This window comes from Massilia sp. KIM, assembly GCF_002007115.1.
Taxonomy (GTDB): domain Bacteria; phylum Pseudomonadota; class Gammaproteobacteria; order Burkholderiales; family Burkholderiaceae_D; genus Telluria.
Window position 1 is genome coordinate 402574 of the sequence record NZ_MVAD01000002.1, and the last position, 16694, is coordinate 419267.

The window sequence follows — 16694 nt, forward strand, 5'->3', positions numbered from 1 at the left end:
AGGAGCCGAGCATGTTGAAAGGAAGCTGCCTGTGCGGGGCCGTCGCCTACCGCGTCGATGGTCCTGTCGAAAGCGCCAGCCACTGCTTCTGCACGATGTGCCAGAAGCAGCACGGCGCCGGATCGGGCACCTATGCCAATGTCGCCCGCGCCGACCTGCGCATCGAGCGCGGCGAGGACAGCATCGCCGAATACGTCTCGTCCGATCACGGCCGGCGCGCCTTCTGCCGCGTTTGCGGCTCCTCGCTGTTCTGGCGCAGCGAGGACACGCCGGAACGCATCGCGGTCACGCTCGGCACCCTGGACACGCCCTTCACCGAGCCGGTCGAGATCGAGCTGTTCGCAGAGACCAAGCCCGGGTGGCTGCCGGCGCGCGATCCGGCCGGCGTGTAGCACGGCCAGGCGCGGCGCGCGGAACGGGCCGACCCTCGCCAGAGCGGCCTCGGTCGCCGCCGGGCCGCACGGAAAGGTTGTTGTCACTCGGCAACGAGGTCGAGAATTCTCTGGATAATGTTGAACAGGTGTAGGAATATTCCTACCGGCCTCTCGTGTTCACCAAAGCGAGCGGGCCATCGGCGCCGCCCCGACCCCGCGTTCGCACTCTCGTCCCCAGTCGTTCCGCACCTGTTTCCTCCTTTCCGAGGCCCGCCATGAAACTCCAATACAAAATCTCGCTGCTGATCGGCATTGCCCTGTTTTTCTTGCTGGCCATCGGAATGGTCGCCGTCAAGGGACTGGTGGACCAGGCGGAAGCCATCGATGAAATCGGCGTCGTACGGCTTCCCTCGGTTGTCGGCCTCGAAATGATGAACGAGGGGCAGACCGCCATCAAGGCGGCGAACCTGACGACGCTGACCTATGAAGGCAAGGACGTCGCGCCATCCGCCTTCAAGGAGCTGGGCAGCGAGCGCGGCAAGGTGTGGGACAGGATCGAGCGCGGCTGGAAGATCTACGAGCCGCTGCCGCAGACGGCGGACGAGAAGGTCTTGTGGGAGCGCTTCCTGGGCGAGTGGAACAGCTGGAAGGAAAACGACCGCAGGATCGGTGAGATGATCGGCGCGATCGGCGCGGCGGCCTCCGAGGAAGCGCGCGCCGGCGCCTACCGCGACTACCACCAGGCGATGGCTGCCGACCTGCCCTTGTTCGCCATGTCGGAGAAGACGCTGCGCGAGCTGATCGAACTGAACGTCGGGGTTGCCAACGCGGCGGTCCAGGACAAGCGTGACGAAGCCAGGCAAGCGTATATGCTGATGGCGGGCATGGTCGCCGTCGCGCTCCTGTGCATGGTGGGCGCGGGCGTGGCGGTGGCCCGCAGCGTGCTGGTCCAGGTGGGCGGGGAACCGGCCGAGGCGGCCCGCCTTGCGGACCAGATCGCCGCAGGCGACCTGTCGGTGGAAGTGGTGCTGCGTCCGGGCGACCGCTCGAGCATGATGTCCGCGATGCGCGCGATGCAGGAAAGCCTGGCGCGCATCGTGGCCGAGGTGCGCCAGGGGACGGGGGCGATCGCCTCCGCCGCCAGCCAGATCGCGGTCGGCAACGCCGAACTGTCCTCGCGCACCGAGGAGCAGGCCGGCACCCTCGAGGAAGCGGCATCCTCGATGGAAGAGCTGGCGACGACCGTCAGGCAGAACGCTTCCAATGCGCGCCAGGTCAGCGGTGTCGCGCTGTCCGCGTCGTCCATCGCGAGCCGTGGCGGGGAGGCCGTGTCGGACGTGGTCCGGACCATGGGATCGATCGAGGAGTCGGCGAAGAAGATCGTCGACATCATCGGCGTCATCGACGGCATCGCCTTCCAGACCAATATCCTGGCATTGAACGCGGCGGTCGAGGCGGCGCGCGCCGGGGAACAGGGACGCGGATTCGCCGTCGTCGCCAGCGAGGTGCGCAACCTGGCGCATCGCTCCGCAGGGGCCGCCAAGGAAATCAAGGCGCTGATCGGCGATTCGGTCGAGCGGGTCGCCAACGGCGCCCAGCTTGCCGACCAGGCCGGCGCGACGATGCAGGAGGTGGTCGCCAGCGTCCAGCGCGTCGCCGACATCGTCGCCGACATGACCGTGGCGAGCGAAGAGCAGTCAGCCGGCCTGCAGCAGGTCAATACCGCAATGGCGCAGATCGATCAGGCGACCCAGGAGAACGCCAGCCTGGTCGAAGAGGCCGCAGCTGCCTCGGACGCGCTGCAGCACCAGGCGCTCAAGCTGGACGAACTGGTCAGCGTGTTCAAGCTCGCGGCCGTCCCGCCAGCCCAGCGCGAAGGACGCACGCCAGGTCCTCGGCCGGCGGCCCTGATCGGACACGGGGCGCTCAGCCCCGCCAGCTGAAGCGCCGCTCGCCGCGGAACCGCGCGATCGCCGCGTCGACCATGGCCTCGACGCTGCCGTCGCGCTCGAAGTAACGCCGCAGCAGGCTGGCGTCGCTGCCCTCCTTGAGCGCCGTGGCCAGATGCCGCAGGGCGTCCGTGCTGCCCAGCGCCTCGGCATGCGGCGCCATCTTCTCCAGCGTGTCCGCGATGTCCTCGCGCAGCGGCACGTTGTCGTAGGTCTTGGGCAGGGTGATCACCCCGTCCAGCCCGAAGCGGCAGGCCTGGAAGCGGTTGTAGTTGTAGACCAGGTAGTCATCCTCCTCCGGCGCCGCCTCGCGCCGCTCCAGCAGGTGGCGGCACAGGGCTTGCAGATAGGCCGCCAGCGCGGCCGCGCGCTCCACCGTCAGCGGCGTGTCGCACACGCGCAGCTCGATGGTGCCGAATTCCGGCTTGGGCCGCAGGTCCCAGTAGAAGTCCTTCATGCTCTTGATGATCTTGGTGCGCTCCATCTTGGCGAAGAACACCTCGTTGAACTCCTGCCAGGACAGCATGAAGGGGGCGCGCCCGCTCATCGGGAAGGCGAACACCGAATTCAGGCGCGCCGAGTCGAAGCCGCTGTCGTGGCCCTGCACGAAGGGCGAGGAGGCCGACAGCGCGATGAAGTGCGGGATGTAGCGGCTCAGCGCGTGCAGCAGGAACAGGGCGTCGTCGCCGTTGGCGCAGCCGATGTGCACGTGCTGGCCGAACACCGTGAACTGCTTGGCCAGGTAGCCGTAGAGCTGGGACAGGTATTCGTAGCGCGGCTTGGCCGAGATCTTCTGTTCCGACCAGTGCTGGAAGGGGTGGGTGCCGCCGCCGGCGATGCCGATGTTGAGGGTGTCGCCGCCCGCCACCAGGGTGTCGCGGATCTCGATCAGCTCGGCCAGCAGCGGGCCGTAGGCGGTCTGCACGCTCGAGTTAATCTCGATCATGCTCTCGGTGATCTCGGGCGTCACGTTGCCAGGGAAGGGCTTGCGGTTCAGCAGGTGCAGCAGGTCGGGACTGGCCGCGGTCAGGTCGAAGTCGGACAGGCTGACCAGTTGCAGCTCGAGTTCGACGCCGAAGGTGAGCGGCTGGGAGGCGGCAAAGGCTTCAAGCGGCATGGCGGGGCTCCGGTGCTTCGCGCGCCCAGATCAGCGCGCGCTGGATGATGATGGGGCCGAAGACTTCGAGCAGCATGGTCACCGCCGCCATCGAGCGCAGTTCCTCGACTACCGGCACGCCGGCGCGGCGCGCATGCTCCAGCAGCAGGATCACGAACACCGACAGCGGGGCCAGGCCCAGCCCGGTCAGCGTGCCCTTGCGCCAGGAGATACCCGACAGGTGCGAGAACGCCGCCACCCCGGCGGTCTTGGTGAGCATGCGTACCAAGACCACGGAAATCGCGAGCGCGCCGCCGGCCAGCACGATGCGCCAGTTCAGGGTCGAGGCGGCATACAGGAACAGGAGCACGGTGAGCACTTCGCCGAGCGTGCCGAAGTTGCGCTGCGCCTGGCTGAAGGCGACCCGGCGGTGGCGCGCGGTAAGGCCGAAGGCGAGGGTGGACACCACCGGCGACAGGCCGCTGGTGTCGCACACCGCCACCAGCAGCACCACCGCCAGCGCATAGGCCACCGTGGCGTCCTGGCGCGGGTTGCCGATGGCGCGCAGCAGCAAGGGCACGGCCACGCCGAACACGGCGCCGGCCAGGAAGGAACCGGACAGCATGACCAGGCTGTGCCAGATCGCGTCGCCCACGTCCTCGAAGGTGCGGAAGATCCACAGGCCGATGGTGGCGTTGAAGGCGAACACCGCCAGCACGCAGTTCTGGGCCGAGAGGTGCAGCACGCGCTCGGTCACCTGGCCCGAGCTGCGCTGCTCGTTGATCACCCGGACCACGGTGGCGGGCGAGGTGCCCATCGCCAGCGCGGCCATCATCAGGGCCGTCATGCGGCTGGTGCCGAAGGCGATCGCGATCAGGTAGACGGCGACGAAGGTCAGGCCTGCCTCGACCAGGCCGGCGACGCCGATCCAGGGATTGGTGCGCAGCCAGCGCAGGTTGATGCGGTAGCCGAGCTCGAACAGGATCAGGCCGAAGGCGATGTCGGCCAGCAGCGCGATGGGGCCGGCGCCGGGCGCCGGCAGCACGCCGATCTGCGAGCTGCCCAGCACAAAGCCGGCCACGCCGTAGAAGCTGATGCGCGGCAGGCCGGTCCAGCGCTGGCCGAACTCGCCGGCCAGCCAGGCGATCGCGATGGCGAAGGGCCAGGCAAGACTGGTCAACACGGACAACAGGTCGGGCATGGATGCTCCTTGCAAAGGGGACGGGACAGCTGGGCGCGAAAGCGCACGCGAGCGCCATGGTGAACGCGAACGCGAATGCGAACCGGGACGCTTGAGGCGTCTTGGCGCGCCCGTATTTATTTGCCGATTTTACAAGGAAGCGCGCGGCGGCGAGGGTCGCGCACGCCGCGTAGGATTGGTCCTATTTGCTGAGTAGGCGCATTGCCCGTTCCAATCCCTCGAGGGTAATCGGGAACATGCGGTTGTTCATGATCTGGCGTATCACCGCGATCGATTGCCGGTACTGCCACAGGTGCTCGGGCTCGGGGTTGAGCCAGGCGAACTTGGGGAAGGCCGAGGTGAAGCGCGCCAGCCAGGCCGCGCCCGCTTCTTCGTTGTTGTACTCGACCGAGCCGCCGGGCGCCAGCACTTCATAGGGGCTCATGGTGGCGTCGCCGACGAAGATGACCCGGGTGTCGGGCGGGTACTTGCGCAGCACGTCCCAGGTCGGGAAGCGTTCGCTGTGGCGGCGCCGGTTGTTCTTCCACAGGTAGTCGTAGACACAATTGTGGAAGTAATAGAACTCCATGTTCTTGAACTCGGACCTGGCCGCCGAGAACAGCTCCTCGGTGCGTTCGATGTGGTCGTCCATGGTGCCGCCGACGTCGAGCAGCATCACCACCTTGATGCGGTTGCGGCGCTCCGGCTGCATGCGGATGTCGAGCCAGCCGGCATTGCTGGCGGTGGCGCGGATGGTGTCGTCCAGGGCCAGCTCGTCGGCCGCGCCGGTGCGCGCGAAGCGGCGCAGGCGGCGCAGCGCCACCTTGATGTTGCGGGTGCCGAGCTCGCGCTCGTCGTCGTAGTCGCGGTAGCTGCGCTGGTCCCACACCTTCACCGCCGTGCGGTTGCGGCCCTGGCCGCCGATACGGATGCCCTCCGGATTGGTGCCGCCATTGCCGAAGGGGGAGGTGCCACCGGTGCCGATCCACTTGTTGCCGCCTTCGTGGCGGCCCTTCTGTTCCTTGAGCAGTTCCTGCAGGCGCTGCTGGAGCTTGTCGTAGCCGAGCTTTTCCAGCTGGGCCTTCTGTTCCGGCGTGAGCTCGCGCTCGAAGCGCTTGAGCAGCCACTCGAGCGGAATCTCGGCCTTCTCGTCGAAGACCGCCTCGATGCCCTTGAAGTAGGCGCCGAAGGCGCGGTCGAACTTGTCGAAGTGGGCCTCGTCCTTCACCAGGGTCAGGCGCGACAGGTAGTAGAACTCGTCCAGCGAAGGCGCGATCACCTTTTCCTGCATGGCCTCCAGCAGGGTCAGGAATTCCTTGATCGTGACCGGAACCTTGGCGTCGCGCAGCGCGTAGAAGAAATCGATCAGCATGATGGCTCAGTGCCGCGCGTGGCGCGCCAGCCGTTCGTGCAGGGCCGACTTGATGGCCGGCCATTCGGCGCGCAGGATGCTGTACATGACGGTGTCGCGCACCGTGCCGTCGCGCCGCAGCGCGTGGTGGCGGATCACGCCGTCCTTGTGCGCGCCCAGGCGCTCGATCGCGGCCTGGGAGGCGAAGTTCTCGCAATCGGTGCGCAGCCCGACCACGCCGCAGCCCAGGGTGTCGAAGGCGTGCGAGAGCAGCAGCAGCTTGCAGCTGGTGTTCACGTGGCTGCGCTGTACCCGCTTCGCATACCAGGTGTAGCCGATCTCGACCCGGCCCACGGCCGGCAGGATGTCGTGGTAGCTGGTGGTCCCGACCAGGGCGCCGGAGGTGGCGTCGATCACGGCGAAGGGAAGGCGGTCGCGCATGTCGAGCGCCGTGCCGATGTAGCTTTCCGCGTCGTGCGGCTCGGGCACGCTGGTCACGCGCAGCTTCCACAACTCGCCGTCGCTGGCGGCCGCGCGCAGCGCGTCGGCGTGGTGCATCGCCAGCGGCTCCAGGCGGATGCCGTTGAACTCCAGCGTGACGGGCGCCACCTTGATCATCGGTTGGTCCTCGACATGAACACCAGGCGCTCGAACAGGTGCACGTCCTGCTCGTTCTTGAGCAGGGCGCCGGCCAGCGGCGGCACCACGGCCTTGGCGTCCTGGCTGCGCAGGGCCGCGGCCGGGATGTCCTCGGCCAGCAGCAGCTTGAGCCAGTCGAGGAATTCCGAGGTCGAGGGCTTCTTCTTGATGCCGGCCACGTCGCGCAGCTCGTAGAAGCTCTGCAGGGCGGCGGCCAGCAGGTCCTGCTTGAGGGTCGGGAAGTGCACCTTCACGATCTCAGCCATCGTGTCGCGGTCCGGGAACTTAATGTAGTGGAAGAAGCAGCGGCGCAGGAAGGCGTCCGGCAGTTCCTTCTCGTTGTTGGAGGTGATGATGACCAGTGGGCGATGACGGGCGACGACCATCTCGCGCGTCTCGTAGACGTAGAACTCCATGCGGTCCAGCTCACGCAGCAGGTCGTTCGGGAATTCGATGTCGGCCTTGTCGATCTCGTCGATGAGCAGGACCACCGGTTCGGGCGAGGTGAAGGCCTGCCACAGCACGCCCTTGACGATGTAGTTGTGGATGTCGCGCACGCGCTCGTCGCCCAGCTGGGAGTCACGCAGGCGCGAGACGGCGTCGTACTCGTACAGGCCCTGCTGGGCCTTGGTGGTCGATTTCACGTGCCACTGCAGCAGCGGCATGTTGAGGGCGGCGGCCACTTCCTCGGCCAGCATGGTCTTGCCGGTGCCCGGCTCGCCCTTGATGAGCAGCGGTCGGCCCAGGGTGAGGGCGGCGTTGACGGCCAGTTTCAGGTCGGGGGTGGCGACATAGTTGTCGCTGCCTTCGAAGCGGTGGGGAGCTTGCATACGCGGTCAGGAATCGGGATGGAATGCCGACGAGTATATGCCAGAACGCGGGTGCCGATCGGGCGCGCCGGCTGGCACGCGCTTTGTAGACTGGTGCCAACACTTCATATAGAATCGACTGGTTGGTGGACCATTTGCTAACTTTTTGTGCGTTTGCGGTATTCGAATTACAACTAACGAGCCACACCCATGAAAAACACTTTAGCAGTATTGGTACTGGCCGCGTGCGCCAGCGCCGCGGCAGCACAGGACGTCGTAGGAGACCCGAAGTCCGCACGCAGCAAGATCGAAATGTGCATCGGCTGCCATGGCATCCCCGGCGGCTACAAGACCGCCTTCCCCGAGGTCTACCAGGTTCCGAAGATCGGCGGCCAGTCCGCCAAGTACATCGAATCCGCCCTCAAGGCCTACCGCAAGGGCGACCGCAAGCATCCCTCGATGACCGGCATCGCCAAGTCCATGAGCGACCAGGACATCGCCGACGTGGCGGCCTACTACGCCCAGCAGACCCCAGCCACCGTCAAGCGATGAGGAGCGCCATGAAAAAACTGATTTCCCTGCTCGCCCTGGGCCTGTTCTCGCTGAACGCCTCGGCGGCCGACGTCGCCAAGGGCGAGGCCCTGGCCAAGAAATACAACTGCGCCGCCTGCCATGGCGCCGACTACAACAAGCCGATCGACCCGACCTATCCCAAGCTGGCCGGCCAGCACGCCGACTACCTGACCCATGCGCTGCGCGCCTACAAGCGCGGCCCGGGCGCCAACGGCCGCGTGAACCCGATCATGGCGGGCCAGGTGCAGCCGCTGTCGAACCAGGACATGGCCGACATCGGCGCCTACCTGGCCAGCCTGCCGACCCAGCTGGTGACGAGCAAGTGACGGGCAAATAAGCCCGACCGGCAGGCCCGAAAAAAATCCCCTCGACCGCGACGCGGCGAGGGGATTTTGTTTTGCGGCGCGCGCTCAGGCGTAGGCCCGGCGCCGCACGCACTCGATATAGGCCTCGGTGTCGGGCGGCACGCCGTTGCGCTGCGAGGCCCAGATCATCTCGCCCAGGCATTCCATGATCTCGTGATGGGCCTCGTGCTCGCCGCGCCTGGCCACCAGCGCGTCGTGGGCCGCCTTGATGCCGCGCGGCTGGTCGATCGACACTTGCTCGACGATCGACAGGTGCATCGACAGGTGCAGGAAGGGATTCGGCTTGCCGCCTTCGACCGAATAGTCGCGCGCGATGGCTTCCTCGATGTCTTCCAGCTCGCCGTGGTATTCGGGATGCTGGGCGATCCAGTCGGCCGCGATGGCGTCCATCGGGGTCAGGATCTCGCCGTGGCGGTGCTTGCGGTAGGCTTCGCAGAAAAAGCGGCGCACGTCGTGCGAAGACGGTGTAAACATGGCTGGGGATGGGCAGAAAAGGGAGGGAAGGCGGCATTGTAGCGCGATGCCGCCGGCGCCGCTCGCCGGCGCCTAGAGCGGCAGCGCCGTCTCGTACTTCACCTCGCGCAGCGCCACGCTGGTGTTCACCTGGGAGACGCCGTTCAGCTTCACCAGCACGTTGTGCAGGAAGTTGTGGTACGCCTCCATGTCCGCCACCACGATCTTGACCAGGTAGTCGGCATTGCCGGTCGTCTCGTAGCACTCCACCACCTCGGGCCGCAGCCGCATCGCCTCCTCGAAGTTCTTCACCGCCCCTTCCTCGTGCCGCGCCAGGGTGATGTGGGCCAGGCAGCACACCGCCAGGCCCAGCTTCTTGCGGTCCACCAGCGCGGTGTAGCGGATGATGTAGCCGTTGTCCTCCAGCTCCTTTTGCCGGCGCCAGCAGGGGCTGGCCGACATGCCGATTTTCTCCGCCAGTTCATTGGCCGAAATCCGGGCGTTCTTCTGCAGTTCCGCCAGAATCTTCATTGATGCCGGGTCGAGCGACGTGTTTTTCATGTTCTGAGCCGTTTTGAGAAATATTTTGCCTGCACAAGGCGGCACTGGAGGGTAAATCGAAATAATTTGCCCGCCCGCCGATCATATCATTTCGCCATAAGAACAAGCTGGAGCAATTGGAGACATGAACACGATGACCCTGCCGGGCAAGCTGGCCGATACCCTGGCCGACCCGGACTATGCGCTGGACGACAACCTCACCCGCACCCAGGGCCGGGTCTTCCTGACTGGGACCCAGGCCCTGGTCCGCCTGCTGTGCATGCAGAAGCTGTGCGACGAGGCGGCCGGGCTGGATACGGCCGGCTTCGTCAGCGGCTACCGCGGCTCGCCGCTGGGCGCGGTGGACCAGGAACTGTGGCGCGCGTCCACGCTGCTGGCCCGGCACAAGATCGACTTCCTCCCCGCGATCAACGAGGAACTGGGCGCCACCGCCGTCCTCGGCTCCCAGCAGGTCGAGGCCGACCCCACGCGCAAGGTCGAGGGCGTGTTCGGCATGTGGTACGGCAAAGGCCCGGGCGTGGACCGCGCCGGCGACGCGCTCAGGCATGGCAACGCCTACGGTTCCTCGCCCCACGGCGGCGTGCTGGTGATCCTGGGCGACGACCACGGCTGCGTGTCGTCCTCCATGCCGCACCAGAGCGAACAGGCCCTGATGGCCTGGGGCATGCCGGTGCTGAACCCGGCCAACATCCAGGAATACCTCGAGTTCGGGCTGTACGGCTGGGCGCTGTCGCGCTATTCCGGCGCCTGGACCGGCTTCAAGGCGATCTCGGAAACAGTCGAGGGCGGCGCGGTGGTCGAGCTGCCGCCCATGCCGCGCTACGCCACGCCCACCGACTACACGCCGCCGGAAGGCGGCCTGCACAACCGCTGGCCCGACTTCCCCAGCCTGGCGCTGGAAGAGCGCGTGCACGCCAAGCTGGAAGCGGTGCAGGCCTTCGCCCGCGCCAATTCGATCGACCGCCTGGTGGTGCCGGCGCCCGGCGCGCGCATCGGCATCATCGCCGTCGGCAAGGCCTACCTCGACCTGCTGGAAGCGCTGCAGCGCCTCGGCCTGGGCCTGGAGCGCCTGGCGCAGCTGGGCATCCGCCTGTACAAGCCGGGCCTGAGCTTCCCGCTCGAGCGCACCCGCCTGGACGCCTTCGCCGAGGGCCTGGACGAGATCCTGGTGGTGGAAGAGAAGGGCGCCGTGGTCGAGCAGCAGGTCAAGAACCTGTTCTACAACCTGCCGCACGAGCGCCGCCCGGTCGTGATCGGCAAGACCGACCGCGAGGGCCGCCCGATGCTGTCGGCGCTGGGCGAGCTGCGCCCCTCGCGCATCGCGCCCAGCCTGGTGCAGTGGCTGGCGCCGCGCTTCCCGGCCCTCGAGCTGCATGCCAGGCTGCCGGACTTCTGCGCGGCCGAGCTGCTGTCCAACGGCGCGGACGGTGTCAAGCGCACCCCGTATTTCTGCTCCGGCTGCCCGCACAACACCTCGACCCGCGTGCCCGAGGGCAGCCGCGCCCTGGCCGGCATCGGCTGCCACTTCATGGCCACCTGGATGAAGCGCGACACCAACTACCTCGCGCAGATGGGCGGCGAAGGCGTCAACTGGGTGGCGTCCTCGCGCTTCGTGGGCGAGAAGCACGTGTTCCAGAACCTGGGCGACGGCACCTTCTACCATTCCGGCTCGCTGGCGATCCGCCAGGCGATCGCGGCGCGCGCCAACATCACCTACAAGATCCTGTACAACGACGCGGTGGCGATGACCGGCGGCCAGCCGGTGGACGGCAAGCTGTCGGTGCCGCAGATCGTGCAGCAGGTGGTGAGCGAGGGCGCGCGCAAGACGGTGGTGGTCACCGACCAGCCGGAGAACTACCGGGGCGTGGCGCTGCCGGCCGGCGTCAGCGTGCACCACCGCTCCGAACTCGATGTTGTGCAGCGCGAGCTGCGCGAGATCCCCGGCGTGACGGTGCTGGTGTACGACCAGACCTGCGCCGCCGAGAAGCGCCGCCGCCGTAGGAAGAACAAGCCGGAGAAGGTGGTCTTCCCCGATCCGGCGCGGCGCATGGTGATCAACCCGGCGGTGTGCGAAGGCTGCGGCGACTGCGGCGTGCAGTCCAACTGCCTGTCGATCCTGCCGCTCGAAACGGAGCTGGGCCGCAAGCGCCAGATCGAGCAGGCTTCCTGCAACAAGGACTATTCCTGCGTCGAAGGCTTCTGCCCGAGCTTCGTCTCGGTGCTGGGCGGCGCGCTGCGCAAGCCGGCGGCGGTCAGCCTGTCGCTGGCCGAGCTGGAAGGCGCGCTGTCGCGCTATCCCTCGCCACGGCCGCATGCGCTGGCCGAACCCTTCGAGATCCTTGTGGCGGGCGTGGGCGGCACCGGCGTGGTCACCGTCGGCGCCCTGATCACGATGGCGGCCCACCTCGAAGGCAAGGGCGCCTCGACCCTGGACTTCATGGGCTTCGCCCAGAAGGGCGGGGCGGTGCTGTCGCACGTGCGCGTGGCGGCCTCGCCCGCCCACCTGAACCAGGTGCGCATCGACGTGCAGCAGGCCGACGCGGTGTTCGCCTGCGACCTGGTGGTGGCGGCGATGCCGGACAGCCTGGCGGTGATGCGGCGCGGTCACACCCGCGTAGTGGCGAACGAACGCGAGATCCCGACCGCGGACTTCACCCGCGAGCGCGACGCCTCGATCAACAAGGAAGGCCTGCTGGAGAAAATCGCGGCGGCGGCCGGCAAGGACCAGCTCCTGATGCTCGACCCGCAAGGCATCGCGGCGCGCTTCCTGGGCGACCCGATCGGCGGCAACATCCTGCTGATGGGCTATGCCTGGCAGCTCGGCCTGGTGCCGGTGGGCTTGACGGCCTTGCATCGCGCGATCGAACTGAACGGCGTGGCGGTGGACATGAACAAGCGCGCCTTCACGCTGGGCCGCCTGGCGGCGGCCGACCGCGAGGCGCTCGAGCGCCTCAATGGTCCGCGTCCGGCCGTGGTGCAGTTCGCGATGCCGAAGACGCTGCCCGAGATCGTCGCCTTCCGCAAGGACTGGCTGAGGGCTTACCAGGACGCCGGCTATGCGCGCCTGTACGAGGACGCGGTGGCGGCGCTGGAGCACGCCGAAGTGGCGCTGGAAGGCGAGGGCAGCAAGCGCTCGCTGAGCAAGGCGGTGGCGCGCAACCTGTTCAAGCTGATGGCCTACAAGGACGAGTACGAGGTGGCGCGCCTGCACGCCGATCCCGCCTTCCGCGAGCAGATCGCGGGGCAGTTCGACGGTGACTACAAGCTGGCTTTCCATCTGGCGCCGCCCTTGTTGGCGCGCCGGAAGCCGGGGTCGGAGGCGCCGGCAAAAATCGCTTTCGGCGGCTGGATGCTGAGCGCCTTCGGCGTGCTGGCGCGGCTGAAGGGCCTGCGGGGCACAGCCTTCGACGTGTTCGGCTACACGGCCGAGCGCCGCCGCGAACGCGCGCTGCGCGACCGCTACCTGGACTTCGTGCGCAGCCTGCCGCAGCGCCTGACGGCGGCCAACAAGCCGGTGGCGCTGAAGCTGGCCCAGTTGCCGGACGGCGTGCGCGGCTATGGGCACATCAAGCTGAAGGCGATGGATGCCTTCGATGCGGCCTGGGAGGAAGGCATGGCGGAGTTCGAGGCGCCGAAGAAGACCATCGAGATCAAGCGCCAGGCCTGAGGCTGGGCCTATCCGGTCAGGGCGTCATGCCCCTCCCGTCACGCATGAACGTCGCACCGGCGAAGGCCGGTGCCCAAGTTGGAAGCGCAGTGGCAGCGCATGCAAACTTGGGCACCGGCCTTCGCCGGTGCGACGGTTTTATGGTCAGCGAATGAAGCAGACGAATGCGGATTTGCACGCCCCGGCCGCTCGGCGATATCTACGGCATGGACATATTGACAATGTTTTCGCTTGTGCTCGTCGGCCGAGGCAGCGGGGAGGAAAATCAATGTCAGGATGACAAAGGAATGCCGGGAGGGGAAGTGGCGCATCGGAGCGCCGACGATTGTTAAATCGACAATGCTTGGCGCAGTATTGCACCTGCGCCTCACGTGCGCGGAAGGAAAAAAGGGAGAAGCGCGCGGCGCTCCTCCCGTGACCGACTACTTGTTCGGCGCCAGCACCAGGGTGTCCGGCGCCCCCGGCACTGCCGTTGCCGTCGCCAGCGGCGCCGCGGCGGCCTGCTGCGCCGGCTTGCCGCCCTGCTGGGAGCGCGGCTGGCGCAGGTAGCGCGCCGTGTGGCGGCGCTCGCCGTGGCCATTCTTCGGCCAGGTGATGAAACGCGACAATTCCTGCAGCGCGCGCTGGTAGACATCGCGCTTGAATTCGATCACCACGTCCAGCGGCACCCAGTAGTCATGCCAACGCCAGGCGTCGAACTCCGGATGGTCGGTCAGGCGCAGGTTCACGTCGTTGTCGCGCGCAATCATGCGCAACAGGAACCAGATCTGCTTCTGGCCGCGGTAATGCCCGCGAATTTCGCGCTTGATGAAGTGATCGGGCACTTCGTAGCGCAGCCAGTCCCGCGTGCGACCGATGATCTTCACGTGTTCCTGGCGCAGGCCGATTTCCTCCTCCAGCTCGCGGTACATCGCCTGTTCCGGCGTTTCGCCGTACTTGATACCCCCTTGCGGGAATTGCCACGAGTGCTCGCGCACCCGCTTGCCCCACCACACCTCGTTGTTGGCGTTCAGCAGGATGATGCCGACGTTGGGGCGGAACCCTTCACGATCGAGCATAAGTGCACCTCGAAACTTTCTGCCGGCCGAATGTTCCTTATATTTTTACTTACAAATACTGCGCCCTTCGAGGACCCGTGCCGCTCCCACGGCAAGCGCTGCCTTGTTCCGGACCCGTTTGTAGAAAGTTTGGACGCATCAGCCGGCTAATCCTTTAAAATTAAGGTCGATTATAACTCTCTCTTTTTAAAAAGAATTCACGGATATGCGCGCCTCACGATTTTTTATTTCAACTCTTAAAGAAGCGCCTTCCGACGCGGAGATCGTCAGCCACCAGCTGATGATGCGCGCCGGGATGATCAAGCGCCTGGGCTCGGGCATCTACACCTATATGCCCATGGGCCTGCGTATCATCCGCAAGGTCGAGAACATCATTCGCGAGGAAATGAACCGCGCGGGCGCCATCGAGCTCCTGATGCCAGTCGTGCAACCGGCCGAGTTGTGGCAGGAAACGGGCCGCTGGGACAAGATGGGCCCGGAATTGATGCGTGTCAAAGACCGTCATGGCCGTGAGTTCGCCATCCAGCCGACTTCCGAGGAAGTGGTCACCGACGTGGTGCGCAGCGAGCTGAAATCCTACCGCCAGCTGCCGATCAACTTCTACCACATCCAGACCAAGTTCCGCGACGAGCGCCGTCCACGCTTCGGCCTGATGCGCGGCCGCGAGTTCACCATGAAGGACGCCTATTCCTTCGACCGCGACGTCGAAGGCATGCGCGTGTCCTACCAGACGATGTTCGATGCGTACACGCGCATCTTCAACCGCTTCGGCCTGAAGTTCCGCGCGGTGGCGGCCGACAACGGCGCCATCGGCGGCACCGGCTCGCACGAATTCCACGTCATCGCCAGCACCGGCGAGGACGCGCTGGTGTACTGCCCGACCTCGGATTACGCGGCCAACATCGAAGCGGCGGAAGCGCTGGCCATCGGCAGCCGCGGCGCCGCCACCCAGGCCCTGGCCAAGACCTCGACCCCGGGCAAGACCAAGTGCGAAGCGGTGTCCGAGCTGCTCGGCATCCCGCTGACCCAGCACGTCAAGAGCATCGCCCTGACCGTCGAAAAAGAGGGCAAGAAGGAATACTGGCTGCTGCTGCTGCGCGCCGACCATGAACTCAACGAGATCAAGGTCTCGAAAGTGGAAGGCCTGAAGGACTTCCGCTTCTCGACCGAAGCCGAGATCGAGGAAGCCTACGGCACCGTGCCGGGCTACCTGGGTCCGATCAACACCAAACTGCCGGTCAAGGTGGTGGCCGACCGCACCGTCGCCAACATGGCCGATTTCGTGTGCGGCGCCAACGAGGCCGACTTCCACTACACCGGCGCCAACTGGGGCCGCGACGTGGCCGAGCCGATCGTGGCCGACCTGCGCAACGTGGTCGAGGGCGACGCCTCGCCGGACGGCAAGGGCGTGCTGGCGATCGAGCGCGGCATCGAAGTGGGCCACGTGTTCCAGCTCGGCACCGCCTACTCGGAAGCGATGGGCGCGACCTACCTGGACGAAGGCGGCAAGCCGGTGGCGCTGCAGATGGGCTGCTACGGCATCGGCGTGACCCGCATCCTGGGCGCGGCGATCGAGCAAAACTTCGACGACAAGGGCATCGTCTGGCCGGACGCCATCGCGCCCTTCGAGCTGGTGCTGTGCCCGATGGGCCTGGACCGCAGCGAGATGGTCAAGGAGCAGACCGAGAAGCTGTACGCGGAACTGCAGGCGGCCGGCGTGGACGTGGTCGTGGACGACCGCGGCCTGCGTCCGGGCGCGATGTTCGCCGACTGGGAACTGATCGGCGTCCCGCACCGCATCGTGATCGGCGAGCGTGGCCTTAAGGAAGGCAACCTGGAATACCAGGGCCGCCGCGATGCCGAGGCGACCAGCGTTCCGGTCGCCGAGATGGTCGGCTTCGTCAAGGACAAGCTGGCCAAGTGATGCCTCTCCAACTTGCCCCCCTGATCGGGGGCATGCTGCTGACCGCCGGGTTGCTGCTCGGCGGGGCGGCCTACGCCGGCAACCAGAAGGAAGAAGCGATGGCCGACTCGGTGCGGCTGGCGCTGGCCAACGCGATCGCCGACGCCCGCCCGCCCAAGCCGATCCTGCGCACCGAGCAGGCGCGCCAGCGCTACCAGCAATGGTTCGACGAGATGTCGCGCCGGCTGGCCAAGCGCATCCCGGATGAATTCTCGCGCACCGAACTCCTCGAGACCGTGTGGTACGAGTCGACCCGCGCCGGGCTCGATCCGGCCATGGTGCTGGGCTTGATCCAGGTGGAGTCGGCCTACCGCAAGTACGCGATCTCGATCGCCGGGGCGCGCGGCTACATGCAGGTGATGCCGTTCTGGACCAAGGTGATCGGGGATGGCGACAGGCGCAGGCTGTTCCACATGCAGACCAACCTGCGCTACGGGTGCTCGATCCTGCGCATGTACATCGACATGGAAAAGGGCGACCTCTACCTGGCGCTCGGCCGCTACAACGGCAGCCGGGGCAAGCCGCAATATCCGAACGCCGTGTTCGCGGCGTGGAAAAAGTGGGAATTCAAGCCGAGCGCTTGAGGGATTGATCGATTGATTGGCGCCTTCTCGGCGCGTAATCCACTACCGTACCCTTTCCCCATCGGCCTCAAG

The 16694-nt window shown here is 66.6% G+C and carries 15 protein-coding genes; 7 read left to right on the plus strand and 8 right to left on the minus strand.

Going from position 1 to position 16694, the window contains the following annotated elements:
* Nucleotides 1-11 precede the first annotated feature (11 nt).
* Both B0920_RS16555 and B0920_RS16560 read left to right on the plus strand, forming a co-directional pair.
* Nucleotides 12-392, plus strand: a complete 381-nt coding sequence (locus tag B0920_RS16555; RefSeq protein ID WP_078033762.1) for a GFA family protein — start codon at nt 12-14, stop codon at nt 390-392.
* Between the two features lie 257 nt (nt 393-649).
* Nucleotides 650-2317, plus strand: coding sequence for a methyl-accepting chemotaxis protein (locus B0920_RS16560; protein ID WP_078033763.1), 1668 nt, complete (start codon nt 650-652; stop codon nt 2315-2317).
* On the opposite strand, the gene B0920_RS16565 is transcribed toward B0920_RS16560, so the two are convergent.
* The 5 genes from B0920_RS16565 to B0920_RS16585 form a co-directional block, all read right to left on the minus strand.
* Complete coding sequence (locus B0920_RS16565) at nt 2301-3440, minus strand: YbdK family carboxylate-amine ligase (RefSeq protein ID WP_078033764.1); 1140 nt, start codon at nt 3438-3440, stop codon at nt 2301-2303. The genes B0920_RS16560 and B0920_RS16565 overlap by 17 nt on opposite strands.
* The gene (locus B0920_RS16570; protein WP_078033765.1) at nt 3430-4620 is read right to left on the minus strand and encodes a cation:proton antiporter; all 1191 of its coding nucleotides are present in this window, start codon (nt 4618-4620) and stop codon (nt 3430-3432) included. The genes B0920_RS16565 and B0920_RS16570 overlap by 11 nt, the downstream gene beginning before the upstream one ends.
* Before the next feature lie 181 nt (nt 4621-4801).
* Nucleotides 4802-5971 carry a VWA domain-containing protein gene (locus B0920_RS16575; protein WP_078033766.1) on the minus strand — a complete coding sequence of 390 codons (1170 nt, stop codon included), beginning with the start codon at nt 5969-5971 and terminating at the stop codon, nt 4802-4804.
* 6 nt (nt 5972-5977) lie between these two features.
* On the minus strand, nt 5978-6568 hold the full coding sequence (locus B0920_RS16580; RefSeq protein ID WP_078033767.1) for a GNAT family N-acetyltransferase: 591 nt from the start codon (nt 6566-6568) through the stop codon (nt 5978-5980).
* The gene (locus tag B0920_RS16585) at nt 6565-7419 is read right to left on the minus strand and encodes a MoxR family ATPase (RefSeq protein ID WP_078033768.1); all 855 of its coding nucleotides are present in this window, start codon (nt 7417-7419) and stop codon (nt 6565-6567) included. The genes B0920_RS16580 and B0920_RS16585 overlap by 4 nt, the downstream gene beginning before the upstream one ends.
* A 189-nt stretch (nt 7420-7608) precedes the next feature.
* Here B0920_RS16585 and B0920_RS16590 point away from each other — a divergent pair, with 189 nt between their 5' ends.
* Together B0920_RS16590 and B0920_RS16595 are read left to right on the plus strand one after the other, a co-directional pair.
* Nucleotides 7609-7950, plus strand: a complete 342-nt coding sequence (locus B0920_RS16590; protein ID WP_078033769.1) for a cytochrome c — start codon at nt 7609-7611, stop codon at nt 7948-7950.
* Between the two features lie 8 nt (nt 7951-7958).
* A complete protein-coding gene (locus B0920_RS16595) occupies nt 7959-8297 on the plus strand; it encodes a cytochrome c (RefSeq protein WP_078033770.1) in 339 nt (112 codons plus the stop codon).
* Nucleotides 8298-8381: 84 nt separating this feature from the next.
* Here the strand turns inward: B0920_RS16595 and B0920_RS16600 are convergent, their stop codons facing one another.
* Both B0920_RS16600 and B0920_RS16605 read right to left on the minus strand, forming a co-directional pair.
* Nucleotides 8382-8810 carry a DUF1841 family protein gene (locus B0920_RS16600; protein ID WP_078033771.1) on the minus strand — a complete coding sequence of 143 codons (429 nt, stop codon included), beginning with the start codon at nt 8808-8810 and terminating at the stop codon, nt 8382-8384.
* A 72-nt stretch (nt 8811-8882) separates the two neighbouring features.
* A complete protein-coding gene (locus B0920_RS16605) occupies nt 8883-9350 on the minus strand; it encodes an Lrp/AsnC family transcriptional regulator (protein ID WP_078033772.1) in 468 nt (155 codons plus the stop codon).
* Between the two features lie 133 nt (nt 9351-9483).
* Here B0920_RS16605 and B0920_RS16610 point away from each other — a divergent pair, with 133 nt between their 5' ends.
* Nucleotides 9484-13017 carry an indolepyruvate ferredoxin oxidoreductase family protein gene (locus B0920_RS16610; protein WP_078034446.1) on the plus strand — a complete coding sequence of 1178 codons (3534 nt, stop codon included), beginning with the start codon at nt 9484-9486 and terminating at the stop codon, nt 13015-13017.
* Nucleotides 13018-13439: 422 nt separating this feature from the next.
* On the opposite strand, the gene B0920_RS16615 is transcribed toward B0920_RS16610, so the two are convergent.
* Entirely contained in the window at nt 13440-14075 is a 636-nt protein-coding gene (locus B0920_RS16615) for an RNA pyrophosphohydrolase (RefSeq protein WP_078033773.1), read from the minus strand.
* A 205-nt stretch (nt 14076-14280) separates the two neighbouring features.
* On the opposite strand from B0920_RS16615, the gene B0920_RS16620 reads away from it, so the two are divergent.
* Nucleotides 14281-15999, plus strand: coding sequence for a proline--tRNA ligase (locus B0920_RS16620; protein ID WP_078033774.1), 1719 nt, complete (start codon nt 14281-14283; stop codon nt 15997-15999).
* Nucleotides 15999-16622 (plus strand): lytic transglycosylase domain-containing protein, encoded by a 624-nt coding sequence (locus tag B0920_RS16625; protein ID WP_078033775.1) that lies wholly within the window; start codon nt 15999-16001, stop codon nt 16620-16622. Before B0920_RS16620 ends, B0920_RS16625 begins: the two co-directional genes overlap by 1 nt.
* Nucleotides 16623-16694: the final 72 nt, after the last annotated feature.

Coding starts and splice junctions, on each gene's coding strand:
- B0920_RS16555 (WP_078033762.1), top strand. CDS start 12: ATGTTGAAAGGAAGCTGCCTGTGCGGGGCCGTCGCCTACCGCGTCGAT.
- B0920_RS16560 (WP_078033763.1), top strand. CDS start 650: ATGAAACTCCAATACAAAATCTCGCTGCTGATCGGCATTGCCCTGTTT.
- B0920_RS16565 (WP_078033764.1), bottom strand. CDS start 3,440: ATGCCGCTTGAAGCCTTTGCCGCCTCCCAGCCGCTCACCTTCGGCGTC.
- B0920_RS16570 (WP_078033765.1), bottom strand. CDS start 4,620: ATGCCCGACCTGTTGTCCGTGTTGACCAGTCTTGCCTGGCCCTTCGCC.
- B0920_RS16575 (WP_078033766.1), bottom strand. CDS start 5,971: ATGCTGATCGATTTCTTCTACGCGCTGCGCGACGCCAAGGTTCCGGTC.
- B0920_RS16580 (WP_078033767.1), bottom strand. CDS start 6,568: ATGATCAAGGTGGCGCCCGTCACGCTGGAGTTCAACGGCATCCGCCTG.
- B0920_RS16585 (WP_078033768.1), bottom strand. CDS start 7,419: ATGCAAGCTCCCCACCGCTTCGAAGGCAGCGACAACTATGTCGCCACC.
- B0920_RS16590 (WP_078033769.1), top strand. CDS start 7,609: ATGAAAAACACTTTAGCAGTATTGGTACTGGCCGCGTGCGCCAGCGCC.
- B0920_RS16595 (WP_078033770.1), top strand. CDS start 7,959: ATGAAAAAACTGATTTCCCTGCTCGCCCTGGGCCTGTTCTCGCTGAAC.
- B0920_RS16600 (WP_078033771.1), bottom strand. CDS start 8,810: ATGTTTACACCGTCTTCGCACGACGTGCGCCGCTTTTTCTGCGAAGCC.
- B0920_RS16605 (WP_078033772.1), bottom strand. CDS start 9,350: ATGAAAAACACGTCGCTCGACCCGGCATCAATGAAGATTCTGGCGGAA.
- B0920_RS16610 (WP_078034446.1), top strand. CDS start 9,484: ATGACCCTGCCGGGCAAGCTGGCCGATACCCTGGCCGACCCGGACTAT.
- B0920_RS16615 (WP_078033773.1), bottom strand. CDS start 14,075: ATGCTCGATCGTGAAGGGTTCCGCCCCAACGTCGGCATCATCCTGCTG.
- B0920_RS16620 (WP_078033774.1), top strand. CDS start 14,281: ATGCGCGCCTCACGATTTTTTATTTCAACTCTTAAAGAAGCGCCTTCC.
- B0920_RS16625 (WP_078033775.1), top strand. CDS start 15,999: ATGCCTCTCCAACTTGCCCCCCTGATCGGGGGCATGCTGCTGACCGCC.